The organism is Ensifer sp. ENS03 (genome assembly GCF_014852035.1).
Taxonomy (GTDB): domain Bacteria; phylum Pseudomonadota; class Alphaproteobacteria; order Rhizobiales; family Rhizobiaceae; genus Ensifer; species Ensifer adhaerens.
In genome coordinates this window covers 175893-195925 of sequence record NZ_JACVAV010000006.1, presented here as the reverse complement: position 1 = coordinate 195925, position 20033 = coordinate 175893, and the positions used below count along the sequence as shown (strand labels likewise).

The window sequence follows — 20033 nt, the reverse complement described above, 5'->3', positions numbered from 1 at the left end:
TTACACTGTTACCGTGAGGCCTCCATTGGGAGAGCCTGCGTGACCTTCGACATCCATAGCCTCAAGCACGGTCTGATCGTTTCTTGCCAACCGGTGAAAGGCGGCGTCATGGACAATGCCGCCATGGTTGTCGGTTTCGCCTTGGCCGCGCTCGACGGCGGCGCAACCGCCCTTCGCATCGAATCTGCAGACTATGTTCGCGCCGTGCGCCAGGCGACCGATCGGCCAATTATCGGCCTCGTCAAACGCGACCTGGAGACATCGCCGATCCGCATCACCCCCTTTGTCAAGGACGTCGATGCTCTGGCGGCAGCCGGCGCCGATATCATCGCCTATGATGCCACTGCTCGCGAACGGCCGGTTGCGACCAGGACGCTGATCGAGCGCATTCACGCCGGCGGCAAGATCGCCATGGCGGATTGCTCTGTTTTCGCCGACGCCGAGCGCGCGCTTGCCGAAGGTGCCGAGATCGTCGGCTCAACCCTTGCTGGCTACACCGGACCGGTCGAGCCGACGGAGCCGGACTTCGCGCTCATCGCCGCCATGCGCGGCCTCACCCCTCACGTGGTTGCCGAAGGCTGTGTGCGCACGCCCGAACAGGCCGCTCAGGCGCTGCAGGCGGGGGCCTTCACTGTCGTCGTCGGTTCCGCGATCACGCGTCCCGAACATGTGACGGCGTGGTTCCGGCAGGCGCTCGATCAAACGCTTGCCGGAAGCGAGGCTTGATCATGACTGAGCCCCGGACCGTTCTTTCGATCGATGTCGGCGGCACGAAGATGCTGGCTGCCCTTATCCGGGGAACAGAGATCGTCGACACGCACCGGATGCCGACGCCCCGCCAAGGCGACCCGACCCAGTGGCTCGCCGCACTCTTCGGTGCGATCGCGTCCTGGCGCGGTGCGTACGGCTCGGTCGGCGCCGCGGTCACTGGCATTGTCGATAACGGCCAATGGTCAGCGCTCAACCGCAACACACTCGCCATACCTGATCGGTTTCCGCTGACAGCGACGATCGAACGACTGGCTGACGTGCCGGTACTGGCTGCAAACGACGCCCATGCGGCCGCCTGGGGTGAATACGCCTTTGGCGCAGGCAACCGCGAAGACATGGTCTTCCTGACGATCTCCACCGGCATCGGCGGCGGCATCGTCCTGAACGGGCGTCTGCTCGAGGGCCTCGCCGGACACTTCGGCCAATCGCGTAGTGCCGAATGGGCTGATGATGTGCTCGAAGATCGCGTGTCCGGCCACTGGATCGCCAGGGAGGCATCCCCCCACCAATCCGGCGCCACCGCGCGCGACGTCTTTGCCGCCGCCCGAAATGCCGATGACTGGGCCAGGCGCATCATCGAAACATCCGCGGGGCGAACCGCGCTGCTCTGCCGCAACATCCAGCTCACGTTGGACCCGAAACGCATCGTCATCGGCGGCAGCATCGGCCTGGCCGAAGGCTATCTCGCCGCCGTCGAACGCGCACTGGAACCGGTGCCGCCACGCCTTCGACCATCGCTACACGCCGCCGCCCTTGGGGAGAATGCAGGGGTGATCGGCGTTGCTAATCTTGCAGAGTGTCAACAAAACTTGAGGGAGAACCAAAAATGACATTTGCGACAACGAAAAGACGTGCGCTGCTCGCCGCAGCGGGTATTGCGAGCCTGCTGGCGGCCACGCCGGCCCTTGCGGAAGTAACGGTGCTCGGCTGGCCGGGCGGCCCGGAAGAAACGGCACTGCGGGCTGCCGCCGACGCCTACAACGCCAAGTCAGACGTTGCCGAGAACGACAAGGTCGAACTTCTGTTCTTCAACCGAGACGGCTTCTGGGACAAGCTGCAGGCCGATCTCGCCGCTGGCTCGAAGGCCTTCGACCTCAACCTGCTCGCTACCTATTCGATCGGCCGTTACGCGCCGTTCATGGAGCCGGTCGAACTTTCGGGCGAAGCCAAGGCGGTCTATGGCGATTCCGTACTGTCGACCATGCAGTACCAGGGCAAGCAATATGGCGTGCCAACCGATCTCTCGCTTCACTTCATGTATTTCCGCAAGGACCTGATCGAGGCCCTGCTGAAAGATGACGCCGGCAAGGCGAAATATGCCGAGATCTCGGAGAAGTATCTCGGCAAGAAGCTGGAGCCCAAGATCCCGGACGAGTGGACCTGGGACGATTACGCCGCCACCGCGCTCTACTTCACTCAGGCGGTCAACCCGGACAGCCCGACCCGCTACGGCACGGTGCTGCAGCTCAAGAACCTTCTCTTCAACATCATGGTCTGGCAGTCGGTACCACGCGCCTATGGTGCGAACTGGATGGACGACAGCGGCAAGATCACCGTGAACTCCAATGCCTATCGAAAGGGCCTCGAGATCTACAAGCTGCTCTACGACAATGGCGCATCACCGAAGGACTCACTGTCTTACGAATTTGCCGAGGCGAATGCCGCCTTTGCGTCTGGCCAAGTGGCCGCAATGCTGCAATGGAATGCGGCAGCCGGCGACCTGACGAGCAAGGAGAAATCCCCTGCTGTGGCAGACGTGACCGAAACGGTCGCACCACCTGCAGGTCCTCAAGGGCGCTTCACCCATATCCACGGCCTCGGTTTCGGCCTCAACAAGAATGCCGAAAACAAGGAGGGTGCGGCCAAGTTCGTGAAGTGGCTGTCTTCCAAGGAAGCCGCGCTGATCTACGCCAAAAACAACGGCGCACCAGCCCTGACGCCGGAAGTGGTCGTCGAGGTCGCCGATTCCCGGCCTGATCTCGTCAAGCTCGGCGAATTCGCCGGCAAGTACGGTTACGTCATGAACGGTGCTACGTCAGCCAAGGCGCTGTCGGTCTACGAACTGCAGGCCAAGGAGTTCACCGGCTACTGGTCCGGCCAGCAATCGATCGAGGATGCGCTCGCTAGCACCGAAAAGGGCATGGCAGACCTGCTGAAGTAAGTGAAAGGGTTGCGGCGTCCACCAGGAGGCCGCAGCCCTCAACGACAAGCGGGTACCGGGGAATCTTTCTCCACCCCACTTGCCAGTGCTCCACACGGGATCCAGGTGCGCCGCGTCCGCGGTGCCAAAGAGCCATCCAGCTCAAGGATTTGGGCTGGCTAGATCTCCTGTAACAGGCACTGGGAAGTGGACCGAGGAAACACCTTGCGTCCCCTTGCCCGACCGACAACAGACACAGATCGGTGCCATGACGATAGCCAGACCGCAATCCAATGCCCCTGAGTTCCGGCTGCTCGCCACGCCGCTCGTCCTCTTCCTGCTCGTTTTCCTGGGCTTCCCGGCCCTCGTCAACCTGATCTATTCGGTCTCCGAGGTCTCCTTCGAGACGCTACGCCAGCCGACGTTTACCGGGCTCAAGAACTTTGTCTCGGTCTGGAGCGATGCGGCTTTCTGGCAGGCGAGCTGGTTCTCGCTGCGCTTCGGCCTCTTGACCGCTATTCTCGAATGCCTGCTCGGGCTGTCGCTGGCGATCTTCCTGTCGCCGCTCATCGAAAAACGGAGCTGGCTGATGGCGATCCTGATGCTGCCGCTCATGGTCGCGCCGGCACTGGTCGGCCTGATGTACCGCCTTGTCCTGCACGAATTCGTCGGGCCGGTACCTTATTATCTCTGGACCTATTTCGGCGCCAGCATCTCGTTCCTTGGGCCCGGCTCCGCCTTCTGGACCCTGGTCGTCGTTGAGACGTTGCAGTGGACACCATTCACGCTGCTGCTTTTCTACATGGCCTATCAGGCGATCCCTTCCGAGATTGCCGAAGCATCCGCAATGGACGGGGCGCGAAGCCTGCAGCGCCTGTGGTTCATCGAACTGCCGATGATGGGCCCTACGATCGCGGCCGCGTTGCTTATCCGCTTCATCGACGGCTTCCGGGTCTTTGACAACGTCTATGTGTTGACCGGGAGCGGTCCCGGCGGATCGACGGCATCGCTGTCGATCTACATCTATGAGGCCTTCTTCAAGCAGGGCGCCATCGGCAAGGCGGTTGCCGCCTCAGTCGTCCTGTTCGTCGCCTCCTTCGCCGTGCTTTATGGCCTCAATGCTCTCGCCAGCCGGCGGAAAGGAGCCAAGCGATGATGTCAGCACTCCGTTGGTTCGTTTTCGCTGTTGCCGCCATCGGCTTGAACTTTCCGGTGCTGGTGACGCTTTCCACCTCGTTCAAGAGTGCGCGCGAGCTTTCCGGCAACCCCGGTCTCTGGGTCCAGGCCCCGACATTTGAGAACTACCGCGCCGTGTTCGAGGTCTCCGATCGGCTGAACATCTTCCTCTATCTGTTCAACAGCCTTGCTGTGGCGCTGATGGGAACGGTACTTGCCGTGGCGCTGGCGCTCCCCGCAGCCTACGCGATTGCCCGCGGCAAGATTGGCGAACGCACACTCCTGCCCTTTATTGTCAACCTGCGCGCCGTGCCGCTGATCATCTTCGCGATCCCGCTCTACATGATGTTCCAGTGGCTTGCGCTGCTTGATACGCGCCTGGGGCTGGGGCTGATCCTGACGATCGTCAACCTGCCGCTTGCGCTCGTCATCCTCGTCAACGCCATCCGTGACCTGCCCGCGGAACTCGACGAGGCTGCCCTCATGGATGGTGCAAACCGCACGCAGATCCTCATCAAGGTCGTGATGCCGCTCTGCCGGCCGGCGATCGTCACCAGCCTGATCTTCGGCTTCATCACCGCGTGGAACGAATTCCTCTTCGGCCTGATGCTGACGACCTCCAAGGCAGTTCCGGTCACGGTCGGCGCATCCTTCTTTTTTGCCGCAAGCGGCGGCGGTGTGCAGTGGGGCGTAGCATCGGCAGTGATGGTCGTCGGCGCTTTGCCGCCAATGCTGCTCGGCCTCGTGATGTACCGCCAGATCAGTGGATCGATGACCGCCGGCGCGGTCAAGGGTTGATATTCCAGGAGACACGCATGGGAACGATTTCGCTCAGGAAAGCCGGAAAGCGCTACGGCGCAGTTGAGATCATCCGGGAGCTCGACCTTGAGATCGCCGACGGTGAATTCGTCGTCATCGTCGGGCCCTCCGGCTGCGGCAAGTCAACGCTGTTGCGCATGATCGCGGGTCTCGAGGCAACGACCGACGGCCAGATTTTGATCAATGGGCGGGATGCGACGTCCGCTTCGCCGGTCGATCGTCAGCTCGCCATGGTCTTCCAGTCCTATGCGCTCTATCCGCACATGACGGTGCGGCAGAACATGGGCTTCGGCCTGAGGCTCGCCAAGGTGCCGTCGGAGACCGCAAGGGCCAAGATCGAGGCAGCGGCGGAAACGCTGAAGCTCACGCCCCTTCTGGACCGCTATCCGAAGGAGCTCTCGGGCGGCCAGCGCCAGCGAGTCGCAATCGGGCGGGCAATTGTGCGCGAGCCGGTCGGCTTTCTCTTTGACGAGCCGCTTTCAAACCTCGATGCGGCGCTGCGCGTCGATATGCGACTTGAGATCGCCAAGCTGCATCGCACGCTTGGCGCCACCATGATCTATGTGACCCATGACCAGGTGGAGGCGATGACGCTGGCCGACCGGATCGTCGTGATGAAGGACGGGCGGATCATGCAGCAGGGTAGCCCGAGAGACCTCTACGAAAAGCCGGCGAACCTTTTCGTCGCGCAGTTCATCGGCAGCCCAAAGATGAACCTCCTGCCATGCCGGCGCGACCAGGGCGGCCGCCTCGACCTGAGCGGCGAAGGCGATCTAGCGCTTCCCATGCCAGGGACGGTCGAACCCGAGAAACTGGGCGCAAGGCCCGAGCACTTGGCGCTGGTTGCTCCGGAAACTGGGCATTGCCGCGGCGTCATCGAGGCGAGCGAGTATCTCGGCGGCAATATGAGCGTCTTCGTTCGCGCCGGCCGGCTCGGCCTGATCAATGTCAGCGCACCGGCCGACACACCTTTTCGCGTTGGCGAAGCCGTCGGGATCCGGATCGACGAGAGCCGGTCCTCGCTGTTCGATGGTACGGGCGCAGCAATTGGTGCCTGACACTGGGGGATCCCTCGAAGGCCTTTGAGCTAGGCAGGCGCTCAAGCGATCGGCAGCGTTCAGATGGCAAAAATCGGTTCATTGGCCGATTTCACATCAAACGCTGCGGACCCTGGCAGACGAAAGAAAAGCCTTCGATTGACCCAACAGCAAGCATGCACAATGGGGAACAGTTGAAATTTGTCGGTCGGACAGCCGACAGTGCGATTTCACATAGATACCCAGCAATCATGAGCGATAATGGTACCGAATGCCGACGAGCAACAGGGTCGTCCTGGCCGGGATGGCCCAGCGAAGTGCTCGTCGCTGTAGCGCTGAATGAAAGCCGATGAAATGTCGCGAAAGTATCTAGCACTCCAGGCCGACGGCGCCGTTGGAAAGATGGAGTTGAACCAAGAGATCGCGGCCGCGCTCGAAAGGTTGCCGGAGGATCCTTCGCTCTACTTCGATCTTGGAGAAGCACATCTGCTTATTCCGCTCGAGCAGCTTGTTAACGCGCGAATGCGCGAACGAGGCATCATCAGCGCGAACCGCTATATGCTTGCGTCGGCGCGCGGCAAGCAGGAGAAGCGAAAACCCCTCACTGTACACGCCCTTGGCAACGGGCTGTGGCTCGTGGTGGACGGGAATTCAACGCTGCTCAATGCTCGTCATTCCAATTGGCGGGCTGTACCTTGCACCACGGTTGACAAACCGACGTGGGATCCGAGCTCAGCCTGACGATCACAAGTGCAGACGTAGATCCGGGTCGCGGGGTTGGCGCCTACGGAGCCAGCGCAGGTGCCTGGTGCGCCACCCCATCCTGAATAGCGCGCTCTTCCGCTGGCAGCGCCAGCAGATGAATGAACATTGGACACTCCAATCCTGTCAGCATGCCGGGCAAAGTGGCCGTGTGGCCGAGGCGAGCGGGGTTTGCATGGCACCCCCGCTTCATTCAAAAACGCCCTCGGCGATCACCCCCTACGACTGTGAGAGAGCCCCGTAACCCGGCCGTTTATAGAGCGTGCTTTCGTTCGCCACTATTTCCGGGTCGTAGACACTCGCATCCCACTCCGCCGGATCCACTTCTAAGATGGAAACGGAAAGCGAAGCGTCGCTTGAGCCTAGGATGGTTTTCGCAGCTTCGACCACTTTCGCGGCGAATTCCTGTTTCTGCTCCTCGGTGCGGCCAGGGAACATCTTTACGACTATGTGCGGCATTTCCATTCCATTCGTTGATACCAAGTGCCATGACGGGAAGACGACAGGGCCCAAGGGCAAGCCGCAAATCCTGCCGACCTCGACGAGTCCACAAGGTGATTGCGGACGATCAATGCCAACTCATTGCCATTGCTTGCGTCTGCACTGACCCTATCATCCCGATACTAGGTGCTTTCGCGAACATCAAAGCTTGATGACGGTCTTCTTTGCAAGCAACCCCTGCGGAGCAAAGAGCAGAACCCCGATGACGAGCAGGATGGTGAAGGCGTCGCGGTAGCTGAGCAGGCTTTCCGGCAGATAGGCTTGCAAGAACACTTCGATGAAGCCGAGCAGAAAGCCGCCGGCGACAGCGCCGGAGAGGCTGCCGAGCCCACCGATAATTGCGGCGATAAAGGCTTTGAGCACTGGCAGGAAGCCCATCAACGGATCGACACTGCCGCGCTGGGCCACCCAGAGGATGCCGGCGACGCCGGCAAGCAGGCCGGAGATCGCAAAGGCGGTAGCGACCACCGCATTGGCGCGGATACCCATCAGCCGAACGATAGCGAAATCTTCGGATGCAGCACGCATGGCACGACCGAGCACGGTCGTGCGAAGGAAGAGGTTCAGGCCGACCAGCATGATGATCGTGACGAGGATCGAGGTTCCCTGAATGAGGCCCAGATGCAGGCCGCCGATCTCGATCGTGCCAGAAAAGCTCTCGGGCATCGGCACCGGCTTCGGACGGGCGGAAATGAAGTTCTGGAAGATCACGCGCAGGATCGCGCTAACGGCAAAGCTCGTTAGAAGCAGCGTCGTGCCACTGGCGCCGCGCACCGGCCGAAAGGCGATGCGCTCCATCAGCATGGCAAGCACGATGGCGATCAAAAGAGCCGCACAGACAGCGAGCGGAAACGGCAGGCCCAGCAACAGGGCAAAGCAGAGGCCGTAGCCGGCAGCCGTCATCAGTTCGCCATGGGCGAAATTGATGAGCCCCATGATCGAAAAGACGACCGCAAGGCCAAGCGCCAGAAGCGCATAAGTGCCGCCGAGGCTGAGCGCATTGACGAGTTGCTGCAGGAACATATCCATGAATTGACCCTCCACGCGCTCGGCTCAGGCGCCGAGATAGGCGCCCTGGATTTCGGTTGAATTGCGCAGTTCGGCGGCCGTGCCCGAAAGCACGACCCGGCCATTGGCCATGACGTAGCCCGCGTCAGCAATCTCGAGCGACAGAGAGACGTTCTGCTCGACCAGGAGGATCGTCAGGCCCTTTTGTCTCAGCCCGGCGATCAGGTCGAAGATCAGATCCACCACCTGCGGCGCCAGGCCGAGCGAGGGCTCGTCGAGCAGCAACAAGTCAGGCGACGACATCATCGAGCGGGCGATCGCGAGCATCTGCTGTTCTCCCCCTGAGAGCGAGCCGGCCTTCTGGGTGAGGCGTTCTTTCAGGATCGGGAATCGCGAGAGCATGTCTTCGCGCACCTCTGATATCGCGCCGCGCGCCTTGTGCATGGCACCGCCGAGCAGCAGGTGTTCGTCGACGGTGAGGCTCGGGAAGATGCGCCGTCCCTCGGGCGTCAAGGTCATTCCGAGCCGGACAATCTGTTCCGGCGCGAGGCCGGAAACATCCCGGCCGTTGAAAGACACACGTCCGGCCTTCTTTCCCGCCAGACCGACAAGCGCGTTCAGCGTCGAGCTCTTGCCAGCGCCGTTGGCGCCGAGCAACGTCACGATCTGCCCTTTGCCGACGGCGAGATCAACACCCTTCAGGGCTTCGACCGCACCATAGGCGACCTTAAGGCCGCTCACTTCCAGAAGCGGCTTCAGAACGGGAATTTCACTCATCATCATCGGGCAAAGTCCTTGCCGTGGATTGCAAAGCGCCGCCGGCGCAGACAGGCACGATCCCCGGGGAAATCCGGGGACCACCACAGGTGATCGATCAGGGGGCTGGAACGTCGGCGGCCGCCGGAACGCCCTGACTGATCAGCTGGCGATTGCCGCTTTCGATCTGCACCAGCGATACCGAGCGCATCGGCATCCCTTGCGTGCCGGCATAGCTGATCGGGCCGGTCACACCCTGGACGTTTTCGAGCGAGGCGATCGCGTTGCGTATGGCAACCGGATCGATACTGTTTGCCTCCGTCACCGCCGCGTCGATCACCTTGCCAAGGTCGTAGCCGTTGGCGATGTAGACCGTATCCGGCACCTGACCGTATTTTTCCTTGTACTTCACATTGAAGTCAGCAAGCGGGCTGCCTTCGCTGGCAAAGCCTGCGGTTGTAAAGACAACCCCGTCGACGGTGGCACCAAGGCCGAAGGTCGTGGGCGAATCGATGCCGTCGCTGCCGAGGATCGGCGTGGCCACCCCTGCACCGCGCAGCTGACGGATGAAGGCTGGGAAATCCGGCTCGTAGGCCGCCGTCATGATGACGTCGGGCGCCGGGTTCATCGCCTTGATCTTGGTGACCTCGGCGCCGAAGTCCTGCTGGCCCATGCTGTAGGTGCCCTCACCGAGCAGTTCGCCGCCCTTGGCTTTGAACGCAACGGCGAAATACTCCGGCAGCTTCAGAGTATAGGCGCTATCCGGCGACTTCAGGATGTAGGCCTTCTTGTAACCCTTCTCGAACGCGTAGGTCGCAAGAACAGAGGCCTGGACGTTGTCGGCCGGATAATTGCCAAACATGTAGTCGCCCACCGCAAGCGGCATGGTCGGCGTCGTGGCGCAGAAGGAGAAGGCGGGGATCTGGGCTGCCTGTGTCACCTGGCCGGCAGCAATCGACGGATCGGCATCGCAAGGCGTGATCACGATCTTGACGCCTTCGTCAACCAGTTCCTGCGCCACCAGCGCCGTCTGCGCCGCATCCGAGCGCGTATCCTTGGCGACGAGCTTGATCGGGAATTTGCCGGCAGCACCACCGGCCGCATTGATCTCCTCGACCGCCATTTCCAGACCCTTCAGCGACGGCTGGTCATAGGGTGCAAGACCGCCGGTCTGTGCGGTCGCAAGACCGATAACCAGATCGTCTGCAAATGCGGGTAGTGGCGACAACGCGATACCGCCAAGCATGGTTGTAAGGCACAGGGCCGTGACGTTCTTCTTCATCCGAAAAGCTCCCTCTTTTGATTTATGCTGGTTTATGCAGGCCCGGCGCGCCGGACGGCAGAACGGGGGTCCCGACGGGCGCGTTGCGCGCCTGCGCCGCTGAGCGGCGGCGGCCGATGTAGGCCTCGATGACATCAGGGTTAGCCTGGATTTCCGCCGGTGTGCCGATGGCGATCTGCTGGCCCTTGTTGAGCACGACGACAACATCGCAGAGCCGCATGATCAGCTTCAGGTCATGCTCGACGACGAGCAGGCCGAGGCGGTATTTCGTGCGGATGCGGTCGAGCACATGCATCAATTCCTCGGTCTCGGCCGGGTTCATGCCGGCAGCCGGCTCGTCGAGCAGCAGGTAACGCGGCTTCAGCGCCAGCGCGCGGGCGATTTCTAGCCGCCTCTGCGCACCGTAGGAAAGCGTGCCGGCCAGCCGGTCGGCAAATTCCGCGAGGCCCACTTCCGAAAGCACCGTCAAGGCACGGGCAGCGGGATCCTCACCGCCCGCCTTCAAGGCGCTCGCCGCGACCGTGACGTTCTCGATGACCGTTAGGTTCTTGAAGAGACGGATGTTCTGGAAGGTGCGGGCAAGGCCCGCGACGGGAACCGCGTGAACGGCAAGCGACGCCACATCCTGGCCATCGATCAGCACGCGGCCCGTCGACGGCGGCACGACGCCGGACACACTGTTGATCAGCGTGGACTTGCCCGCACCGTTCGGGCCGATAAGGCCAGTGACGATACCGGGCTTGATCTCGAAATTGGCGTTCTCGAGCGCCACGAGGCCGGCAAATTTCTTGCCGAGATTTTCGACCCGGAGAGAGCCGTGACCGGCTGCAGCGGCCTCGGACGCAGGCACGCTTTTCACCGGCACAACGTCCTTCTCTGTGGAGCGCTTGAACCAGCCGAAGCGCTCGTCAAGTTCGCGCACACCGAAGAGGCCATCCTGCAGGCGGTACATCACGACGAGGATTGCCACGCCGATCCCGATGTCGGTGAGGCCGAAGACGGTCGGCAGCTTGAGGAAGCCGAGATCGACGCCACCCTCGAGCTTGCGCAGGAGTTCGACAATCAGCATGATTACGGCAGCGCCGCCGACGGCACCCGAGACGGTGGTGATACCGCCGAGGATCAGCATCGCCAAAAGCATGAAGGTGAGGTTGAAGTAGAAGTCCTTCGGCGAAAACGCGCCGAGGAAATGGGCCAGCAAGGCGCCAGCAGCGCCTGCAAGCACCGCACCGAGAACCCAGGCGAAGAAGCGCTGCAGTTTGACATTGACGCCGACGGCGCTCGAGGCGATCTCGTCTTCGCGCGACGCCCGAAGCTTCAAGCCAGCACTCGAATCCCGATAGAGACGCGCAACCACCACGGCAGCGATAGCAAAGGGCACCGCCACCCAGAGATTGACCGCGCGGGGAATACCAAAAAAGGTCTGGCTGCCGCGGGTGAAATCGGTCGAGGCGACGAGCACAACATGCACGATGACGAGGAAACCAAGGGTCGCGATCGAAGCCGATGAGCCGCCAAGGCGCGCCACGGGAATGCCGATCAGCACCGCGACGAGCGCAACCACGACAAGCGCAATCGCAAGTGCCGGAAGGAAGGGCATGCCCATCCCGGCCAGCCATTCCGGGAGATGTGGCAACGCTGTCTTTTGGATGATCGGATTTAGCGTCAACAGACCCGACGCATAGGCACCGATCGCCATGAAGCCGACATGGCCGAAGGAAACGATACCGGAATTGCCGGCATAGATGCCGATGCCGAGCACGGCGATGACGTTGATCATGTAAAGCGTCACCAGGCGCTCGCCGCTGCCCGGAAAGAACAACGAGGCGATGGCGGCAGCGGCCAAAAGCGGCAGCGACGCTACAAGGATACCAACGACGGTTTCTCGCCTGACGCGCACCATCCGCATTCCCCCAGATTTTGGCCCGGCCGCGTATTTTTTGGCTCGGGCCCGTTCCCGACATGAACGTTATCGCAGATCGACCAAATGTCAATCTTGTTTCAAAAAACATTATCTGCTAGCAATTATGTAACAAAAATTAGAAATCGGAATTCACGCCATCGTTTTTGGGAGGCAGAAATCGTGGCAATCCGGGACCGACTGACAGACGGCGCAATTACCTTCACGCGCTCGGAACTGAAGATCGTCAGGCAGCTTCTGTCGAATTATCCGGCAGCAGGGCTGAACACGGTCGCGCATCTCGCGGCCGCTGCCGGCGTCAGCAATCCGACCGTCGTGCGCTTTGCCAACACACTGGGCTTTGAGGGTTATCCGGAGTTCCAGAAGGCGCTGCTCAGTGAAGTCCAAGAGCGCATGAGCTCGCCGCTCTCCATGCTCGACGCGCGCCGCCCGTCGCTGGAACAAGAGAACTTCTACCAGTACTTCCTTCGCGCCAGCATCCATGCGCTGGAGTCTTCGATGCAAATGCTGCCTTCGGAAGACTTCGAGGCAGCCGTGGATGCGGCGGCCGACATGAGCGCTCGCATCCATTGCCTCGGCGGCCGCTTCAGCGGCTTTCTCGCGGGCCTCCTCTGGTCGCACATGAAGCAGCTCAGGGGCGACACGCGCTGGATCAACGGCAGTCAGGCCGACCAGGTCGATCAGCTTGTCGACCTCGGCAAGCGCGACGTGCTTTTCGTCTATGACTATCGCCGCTACCAGAACGACACGATCCGCTTTGCTCGTCAGGCGGCCGAGCAAGGATCGCGCATCGTGCTCTTTACTGACCGCTGGCTCTCGCCGATCGCCGATTTCGCGACAGTGACGCTGACGGCACCCGTCGACACGGTCTCGCCCTACGACACGATGGTGCCGGCGATTGCCCAGACGGAGGCGGTGATTGCGGCACTTACCGCCCGCCTTGCCACGCAGTCACGTGGTCGCATCGAGCGCATGGAGGACCTGCGCCGCGGATACGCCATCACGGAGGACGCCTTCAATCCAGCCGTTGAAGACGACCGCTGACCCTTTCCGCCGTCCCGGCGAACCAAAATAAACCGAGGAGAATTCGAATGAGTGCAGTCACTGTCAAGGTTGGCGACGATCGCTTGAGGCGCGACAGCGCCTATGAGGCTGGCCGCACCTCGCTGCTGTTCGTCGACATGCAGCGCATCTGGTGCGAGCCGAACCTCGACCCGACCCACCCGCAGGACGCCGAGAGCTATTATCACAGGCGCCTGCGCCAGACCGTCATCCCAAACCAGGTACGCATTCTGGAGGCGGCGCGAAAGGCCGGTTGCGATGTGCTGCACACGATCATCGAAAGCCTGACGCTCGACGGCCGCGACCGCTCGCTCGACCACAAGCTCTCCGACATGCACGTGCCGAAAGGTTCTCCGGAGGGGCAGGTCATTCCGGAACTTTCGCCCATCGACAACGAGATCGTGCTGCCGAAGACGTCGTCGGGCGTCTTCAACTCGACCAACATCGACTACGTCCTGCGCAACCTCAACACCCGCTACCTGATCATCGCCGGCGTCATCACCGACCAGTGCGTCGACATGGCGGTGCGCGACGCCGCCGACCGCGGTTACCTTGTCACCGTCGTCAACGACGCCTGCGCCACCTATAGCGAGCAGCGCCATGACGCGGCCCTTCGTGCCTACTCCGGCTATTGCTGGACGACCGACACTGAGACGGTGGTCAGCCGCCTCGGCACTTTGCGCCAAGCCTGAGTCGCCGCCTAAAAAATGAACGAATAGAGGGGAACCCCATGACGGAAACCAACAACGGCAAGGCGGCCGCCGCACTGACGGAACTTGCCACCTTCGTCACGACCGACATCGCCGGCATCACGCGCGGCCGCAGTTTTGCGGCTTCCGAGATCGACAGCTACCTGCGCAAGGGTGTCGGCTGGGTGCCGGCCAACCTGGCGCTCACGCCCTTCGACCTGATTGCCGAGAACAATCCCTGGGGCTCGGCCGGCGACCTCCGGCTGATGGCCGACCCCGACAGCAAGGCGCGCGTCACCTGCCTGCCAGACGAGACGCCGCTGCATTTCTATCACGCCGACATCACCGACCTCCAAGGCAATGCCTGGGACTGCTGCGTACGCAGCTTCCTGAAACAGACGCTGAAGGAATACGAACAAGTCGGCCTCAAAGTCATTTCAGCCGTCGAGCAGGAGTTCCAGTTGCTCGGCGTCGACTGGCCGGATGCGCCGTCCTTCGGCCTGCGCGCCCAGCGCCGTGCCGAACCCTTCGGGTCTCTGCTGATTACCGCTTTGCAGGAAGCCGGCGCCGAGCCGGAAATGTTCCTGCCGGAATACGGAAAGGACCAGTTCGAAATCACCTGCCGTCCCGCCGACGCGCTGACCGCCGCCGATCGCGGCGCTACCATCCGTGCAATCACCAAGGAAGTCGCCGCCCTCTTCGGCTGGAATGCGAGTTTTGCCCCGAAGACGGTCTCGAATGGCGTCGGCAACGGCGTGCACCTGCATGTGAGCTTCACCGATCTCGACGGCAATCCGGTGACCTTTGACGCCTCGCGCCCCGGCAGGCTCTCCAAGATCGCCGGCGCCTTTGCCGCCGGCGTCATCAAGCATCTGCCGGCGCTGACCGCCTTTACCGCTCCGTCGGTGCTTTCCTACATGCGGCTCGTGCCGCACCATTGGAGCGCCGCTTACACCTGCCTTGGCGAAAAGAACCGCGAAGCGACGCTCAGGATCTGCCCGACACTGGACCTTCGCGGCAGCAATCCGGCCAGGCAGTTCAACATGGAATACCGCGCCGCCGACGCATGCGCCAGCCCGCATCTGTCGCTGGCCGTCTTGTTGAAGGCCGGCCTCGAAGGCATCAAGGCCGGGCTCGAACAGCCGCCCTTGATCAATTCCGACCCCTCCGATTTCTCGGCGGCAGAGCAGGAGAAGCTCGGTATTCGTCGTCTGCCCGCGAGCCTGCCGGAAGCTCTGGATACGCTCGCCGCCGATCCGGTCGTCACGGGCTGGTTCTCTCGAGATTTCCTTGACTGCTACATGGCGATGAAGCGCAAGGAGATCGAGATCGTCGATGGGCTCTCGCCGGACGAACTTTGTGCCCGCTATGCGGCGGTCTACTGATTGACGGATGGGCAACCCATGACCTCGACAACGGCCATCAAGAGCCTAGAACCCGGCGCGCGACACGACCCGAGCGCGCCGCTGCTTTCGATCGACGAACTGCCGCCCTATGCGGTCTTCAACCCGGACGGCACCTCCCCGATCCTGCTCTTATGCGAGCACGCCTCCAACCGGATGCCACGCGCGCTCGGCGATATGGGGCTTCCGCTGCACGAGCGCCAGCGCCACATCGCCTGGGATATCGGCGCCATGGCGCTGGCTCAGCACCTAAGCCTCAGCCTCGATGCACCACTGTTCTTCACCAACTATTCAAGGTTGGTGATTGACTGCAACCGGCCGCTTCCCGCCCCCTCGATGATCCCCGAGATCAGCGAGACGACGGAGATCCCCGCCAACCGAAACCTGAGCGACGAAGAGCGGCAGCAGCGGATCGATACGCTGTTCACGCCCTTCGCTGAAGCGGTCAGCCGCCGTCTCGACCGGCTCGAAGGCGAAGGCAAGCGGCCATTTGTCGTCGGCATCCACAGCTTCACGCCGGTCTATTTCGGCAAGCCGCGCCCCTGGCAGGCCGGCATCCTCTATCGCGACGCCGTCGATTTTGCCGGTTCGCTGATCCGAGAACTGGCCAGCGAAAGCCAGCTGACGATCGGTGACAACGAGCCCTACAACATCCATCCCGACGAGGATTACACCGTGCCGGTTCATGCCGACGCGCGTGGGCTTCCGGGCGTTCTGGTCGAGGTGCGCCACGATCTGATCGATACGGATGCGGGCGTCACTGCCTGGGGCGAGCGTCTCACCCGGTGTCTTAAAGCTAGCGTAGGGGAAGCCCCGTGACCGCACTCTACGAGAGAGACCAAGCGGCAGTCGCCAACCTACAGAAGCTGCGCTTCTTCCCGCTTGCAGTGACCGGTGGCCGCGGCGCGAGGCTGACGGAGGAAAACGGCCGCGAACTGATCGACCTCTCCGGGGCATGGGGGGCGGCGAGCCTTGGCTATGGCCACCCGGCGCTGGTTGAGGCAATCTCCGGTGCTGCGGCAAATCCCGCCGGCGCCAGTGTTCTTTCTGCCGCCAATGGACCGGCGGCGGCCCTTGCCGAAAAACTCCTCACGGCCTTTCCCGGATCGGGCGACAACAAGGTCTGGTTCGGTCATTCCGGATCCGATGCCAACGAGGCGGTCTTCCGCGCTGTCACCAAGGCGACGGGACGGTCGGGCGTCATCGCCTTCGTCGGCGCCTACCACGGCTGTACCGTGGGCTCGATGGCTTTTTCCGGCCACAGCGTCCAGGCGGGCGCGACCAAGGCGGACGGACTGCTCCTGCTACCGTACCCCGATCCCTACCGGCCCTACCACGACGACCCGACAGGTGGTGCGATACTCGCAGAATTACGGGAGCGACTTGAGGCGGCGCCGGAGCGTTTCGCGGTCGCCTTCATCGAGCCGATCCAGTCAGACGGCGGCCTGATCGTTCCGCCAACCGGTTTTTTTAAAGCCTTTTCCGCGATCTGCCGGGAATACGGTGTGCTCGTCGTCTGCGACGAAGTGAAGGTCGGGCTTGGCCGCAGCGGCCGCCTGCATTGCTTCGAACATGAGGATTTCGTCCCCGACATCCTGACCATCGGCAAGGGTCTTGGCGGCGGGCTGCCGCTTTCTGCCGCGATCGGCCCGGCACGCATCCTCGATTGTGCCAGCGCCTTTGCCATGCAGACGCTCCACGGCAATCCGATCTCTACTGCCGCCGGCCTTGCCGTTCTTGAAACCATTGAGCGCGACGAGCTTGCGCAGGAAGCGGAGCGCAAAGGCAAACTGCTGCGCGACGGCCTGGCAAGGCTTGCCGAACGATATCAACTGATCGGCGATATCCGCGGTCGAGGTCTTGCCTGCGGCGTCGACCTCGTTCTCGATCGGCAGACACGGGCTCCAGCGCGAGCGGAAGCAGCAAAACTTATCTATCGGGCCTATGAACTCGGCCTCGTCGTCTACTGTGTCGGGATGAACGCAAATGTTCTGGAGATGACTCCGCCGCTGACCGTCCCGGACACCGACATCGTTCAGGCATCAAACGTTCTGGATCGAGCTTTCGCCGAAGTCTCCGACGTTCCGGATACAGTTGTTTCGCAGTTCGCGGGCTGGTAAAGGCAGTCTCAAGACCTAAGCTCGCGCCCGCCACGGTTGGGATTTTTAGGTCCCACCTGTCGTGACGCGCGCACTGATGATGGCGGCGTATTTCCTTTGGCTGGAACCAGCGTCTTTGCCGTACGTTGAGAACCCGCCACAGTGCTCTAAGTCATTAAGGGTTTGAGCGTCTTAAAAAATGCCCCGCAATCCTCACGTCTCTACACGAAGTGGCACTGGGTCGGACGACCATCAAAAGGCGGAAGTGCTCGCCCAGAGAGCCCCCGCGGCAACAAAAGAGGCGGATCACAGCGCAGACGCTGACCCGTTCAACCGAGCTGGAACGAGCGAACATCTGCCTCTGCCGTTTGAGCAGACCCGACAGGCAGCGCACGCTCTGCTTCGTGCGCTTCACGACGATTTGCGGGCTATCTCAACAGCGGTCAAGGTCAAGGTCCGGGCGGCTGCTTCGTCCGTAAAGACCAAGGTCCAGGCTGCGGATAAGCAAACTCTTTCATTTCTGCTGAAAAATCTCGGCGGGGCACTTGCGAACGCTCCCAAAAAGGCAGGACGAGCGCTTCGCCGGTCTAGCCAGCCTGTCTTGCAAAGGAAAGCCAGGTGGAAATCGGCGGTGCGGCTGACCGCCGTTTTCTGTATTCTGGTTGGTGTAACGGGCTTGGTGTGGGCGCTAAAAGATGTCCCTTGGGCCGAGATCAGGGACGGTACACTAAAGCCTATCGTGGTGTTGGAAACCGCGGACGGTCAGCCGCTGGTCAGACAAGGACCTTATCAAGGACCTTACGCACAGTTCGACCAATTCACGCCACAACTGATCGATGCGGTACTGTCTGTTGAAGACCGGCGGTTCATGGACCACTTCGGCATCGATATCAGAGGCATCGGACGAGCGCTTCTTCGAAACCTCAAGGCAGGGTCGGTTGTGGAGGGTGGTAGCACGATCACCCAGCAGCTCATCAAGTTGCAGTATCTCGACAGCGATCGTACGGTAAAACGAAAGATACAGGAGTTTGTGATTGCCCTGTGGCTGGAGTGGAAACTCGGAAAGCAGGAAATCCTGACGCGTTACCTCAACAGCGCCTATCTTGGCGCTGGCGCAACGGGTATGCCGGCCGCCGCACGCATTTATTTCAACAAGGATATCGGAGCGCTAAACCTTTCGGAATCGGCGCTTCTGGCGGGATTGTTGCGGGCTCCTAGCCTATGGAACCCGATCGACAATCTTGAAGGTTCCCGAAAGCGCACATCGGTCGTCCTCGACGCGATGGTTGCGAACGGCAAGGTTGACGCGTCAAAGGCTGCGCAGATCAAGGCGAGCTTTGCTACCCTCCACCCGACAACGCCAACGCCCCGATCCGGCAGTTGGTTTGCGGACTGGGTCTCACCGCAGGCGAGCGAAATCGCCGGGACTTCGCCGGGCTCGACCACAGTTCGAACGACGCTTGTTCCCCGGCTTCAGGGGATTGCCGAAAGGGTCATCAAGAGGGCCTTGGATACTGAGGGAAGAACTGTTGGTGCATCTCAGGCCGCATTGGTGGCAATGACCCCGGATGGGGCGGTTGTGGCCATGGTCGGCGGCCGCGATTACAAAGAGAGCCAGTTCAACCGTGCCGTCACGGCAAAACGGCAGCCGGGCTCCACCTTCAAGCTGTTCGTTTACTATGCCGCTCTGAAGGCCGGACTTTCCTTATCCGACCGGGTACTGGACGCACCGATCGAAATCAACGGCTGGTCACCAGAGAATTCCGGCGGCCGCTATCGCGGCTGGGTCACGATCGCTGAGGCCTTCGCCCGGTCTCTAAACGCGCCAACAGTGGCGCTCGCCCAACATGTCGGCCTTGACAAGGTGATCAGTGCCGCGCGTGAACTCGGGATCGACGCGCCACTTGTCGATACGCCTTCGCTGGCGTTAGGCACGTCCGAGGTCAGCTTGCTTGACCTGACAAGTGCCTATGCGTCCGTGCAATTCGGCAAGGCCCCCGTTGAACCCAGGGGAATTATCGAATTTCAGGCTTCGAACCAAGCAACGGCTTTTCGAGTCGGGGCAAAAGATACGCCAAGCGTGGATCTGGCCCCGTATCGGCGCGATCTCCTTTCCCTTCTACAGCTTGTCGTGGAACGCGGTACCGGGCGCGCAGCCGACCCCGGCGCGTTTGCTGCTGGCAAGACCGGCACCAGCCAGAACAATCGTGACGCTTGGTTTGTCGGGTTCACCGAGCCACTTGTCGCAGGGGTCTGGGTCGGCAACGACGATGACACGCCGATGAAAGGCGTAACGGGCGGGGATATGCCAGCGCAGATTTGGCGGGATTTCATGCGGGAAGCGTTGGCGACCCCCGCAGCGGGCGTTCTGGTTGACGACAGCGCTCCGCCTCAGAGCTGCAACATCACCGCTTGCTCTCGCAGCTATCGCTCCTTCCGGCCATCGGACTGCAGCTACCAACCCTATTTCGGGGAGCGAAGGCTCTGCGAAAAATGACGAATACGTCGGATCAAATGCGAACCGCCCACAAAGGCGGCAAGCCTCGATGCCTTCCCCTCTCGGAACCGGCCAAGGCGGCCCAGCAAGCGGGAACCTTTTCCGTACAT

General features: G+C 61.8%; 18 protein-coding genes. 13 read left to right on the top strand and 5 right to left on the bottom strand.

The features are described 5' to 3' along the window. Window positions 1–39: 39 nt before the first annotated feature. The 7 genes from IB263_RS34120 to IB263_RS21280 all read left to right on the top strand — a co-directional run bounded on the left by IB263_RS34120 (window position 40) and on the right by IB263_RS21280 (window position 6684). Complete coding sequence (locus IB263_RS34120) at window positions 40–726, top strand: N-acetylmannosamine-6-phosphate 2-epimerase (protein ID WP_244546904.1); 687 nt, start codon at window positions 40–42, stop codon at window positions 724–726. Window positions 727–728: 2 nt separating this feature from the next. Further along, window positions 729–1601, top strand: coding sequence for an ROK family protein (locus IB263_RS34115; protein WP_051659466.1), 873 nt, complete (start codon window positions 729–731; stop codon window positions 1599–1601). Continuing rightward, complete coding sequence (locus IB263_RS21300; protein ID WP_090301586.1) at window positions 1598–2932, top strand: extracellular solute-binding protein; 1335 nt, start codon at window positions 1598–1600, stop codon at window positions 2930–2932. Before IB263_RS34115 ends, IB263_RS21300 begins: the two co-directional genes overlap by 4 nt. 247 nt (window positions 2933–3179) lie before the next feature. Then, a complete protein-coding gene (locus tag IB263_RS21295; protein ID WP_060516727.1) occupies window positions 3180–4067 on the top strand; it encodes a carbohydrate ABC transporter permease in 888 nt (295 codons plus the stop codon). Continuing rightward, entirely contained in the window at window positions 4064–4885 is an 822-nt protein-coding gene (locus IB263_RS21290) for a carbohydrate ABC transporter permease (protein ID WP_060516729.1), read from the top strand. The genes IB263_RS21295 and IB263_RS21290 overlap by 4 nt, the downstream gene beginning before the upstream one ends. 17 nt (window positions 4886–4902) lie before the next feature. Beyond that, window positions 4903–5964: an ABC transporter ATP-binding protein gene (locus IB263_RS21285; RefSeq protein ID WP_090301584.1), complete on the top strand. Its 1062-nt coding sequence runs from the start codon at window positions 4903–4905 to the stop codon at window positions 5962–5964. Between the two features lie 318 nt (window positions 5965–6282). Next, complete coding sequence (locus IB263_RS21280; protein ID WP_060644495.1) at window positions 6283–6684, top strand: hypothetical protein; 402 nt, start codon at window positions 6283–6285, stop codon at window positions 6682–6684. 240 nt (window positions 6685–6924) lie between these two features. On the opposite strand, the gene IB263_RS21275 is transcribed toward IB263_RS21280, so the two are convergent. From IB263_RS21275 to IB263_RS21255, 5 genes are all read right to left on the bottom strand, one after another. After that, the gene (locus tag IB263_RS21275; RefSeq protein WP_060609394.1) at window positions 6925–7164 is read right to left on the bottom strand and encodes a tautomerase family protein; all 240 of its coding nucleotides are present in this window, start codon (window positions 7162–7164) and stop codon (window positions 6925–6927) included. Between the two features lie 183 nt (window positions 7165–7347). After that, on the bottom strand, window positions 7348–8235 hold the full coding sequence (locus tag IB263_RS21270) for a branched-chain amino acid ABC transporter permease (RefSeq protein WP_176960447.1): 888 nt from the start codon (window positions 8233–8235) through the stop codon (window positions 7348–7350). 24 nt (window positions 8236–8259) lie between these two features. Further along, window positions 8260–8997 (bottom strand): ABC transporter ATP-binding protein, encoded by a 738-nt coding sequence (locus tag IB263_RS21265; protein WP_226020830.1) that lies wholly within the window; start codon window positions 8995–8997, stop codon window positions 8260–8262. 91 nt (window positions 8998–9088) lie between these two features. Then, window positions 9089–10252 carry an ABC transporter substrate-binding protein gene (locus IB263_RS21260; RefSeq protein ID WP_051659459.1) on the bottom strand — a complete coding sequence of 388 codons (1164 nt, stop codon included), beginning with the start codon at window positions 10250–10252 and terminating at the stop codon, window positions 9089–9091. 22 nt (window positions 10253–10274) lie between these two features. Continuing rightward, window positions 10275–12155: an ATP-binding cassette domain-containing protein gene (locus tag IB263_RS21255; protein WP_090301582.1), complete on the bottom strand. Its 1881-nt coding sequence runs from the start codon at window positions 12153–12155 to the stop codon at window positions 10275–10277. A gap of 180 nt (window positions 12156–12335) precedes the next feature. Between IB263_RS21255 and IB263_RS21250 the strand changes: the two genes are divergently transcribed. The 6 genes from IB263_RS21250 (at window position 12336) to IB263_RS21225 (ending at window position 19923) form a co-directional block, all read left to right on the top strand. Further along, a complete protein-coding gene (locus tag IB263_RS21250; protein WP_034798710.1) occupies window positions 12336–13217 on the top strand; it encodes a MurR/RpiR family transcriptional regulator in 882 nt (293 codons plus the stop codon). A gap of 47 nt (window positions 13218–13264) precedes the next feature. Next, window positions 13265–13927, top strand: coding sequence for an isochorismatase family cysteine hydrolase (locus IB263_RS21245; protein WP_082566430.1), 663 nt, complete (start codon window positions 13265–13267; stop codon window positions 13925–13927). Window positions 13928–13965: 38 nt separating this feature from the next. Further along, window positions 13966–15309 carry a glutamine synthetase family protein gene (locus IB263_RS21240; protein ID WP_192438975.1) on the top strand — a complete coding sequence of 448 codons (1344 nt, stop codon included), beginning with the start codon at window positions 13966–13968 and terminating at the stop codon, window positions 15307–15309. 18 nt (window positions 15310–15327) lie between these two features. Continuing rightward, a complete protein-coding gene (locus IB263_RS21235) occupies window positions 15328–16146 on the top strand; it encodes an N-formylglutamate amidohydrolase (RefSeq protein ID WP_051659457.1) in 819 nt (272 codons plus the stop codon). Then, complete coding sequence (locus IB263_RS21230; protein ID WP_192438974.1) at window positions 16143–17447, top strand: aspartate aminotransferase family protein; 1305 nt, start codon at window positions 16143–16145, stop codon at window positions 17445–17447. The genes IB263_RS21235 and IB263_RS21230 overlap by 4 nt, the downstream gene beginning before the upstream one ends. Window positions 17448–17625: 178 nt before the next feature. After that, window positions 17626–19923, top strand: a complete 2298-nt coding sequence (locus tag IB263_RS21225) for a PBP1A family penicillin-binding protein (RefSeq protein WP_192438973.1) — start codon at window positions 17626–17628, stop codon at window positions 19921–19923. Window positions 19924–20033: the final 110 nt, after the last annotated feature.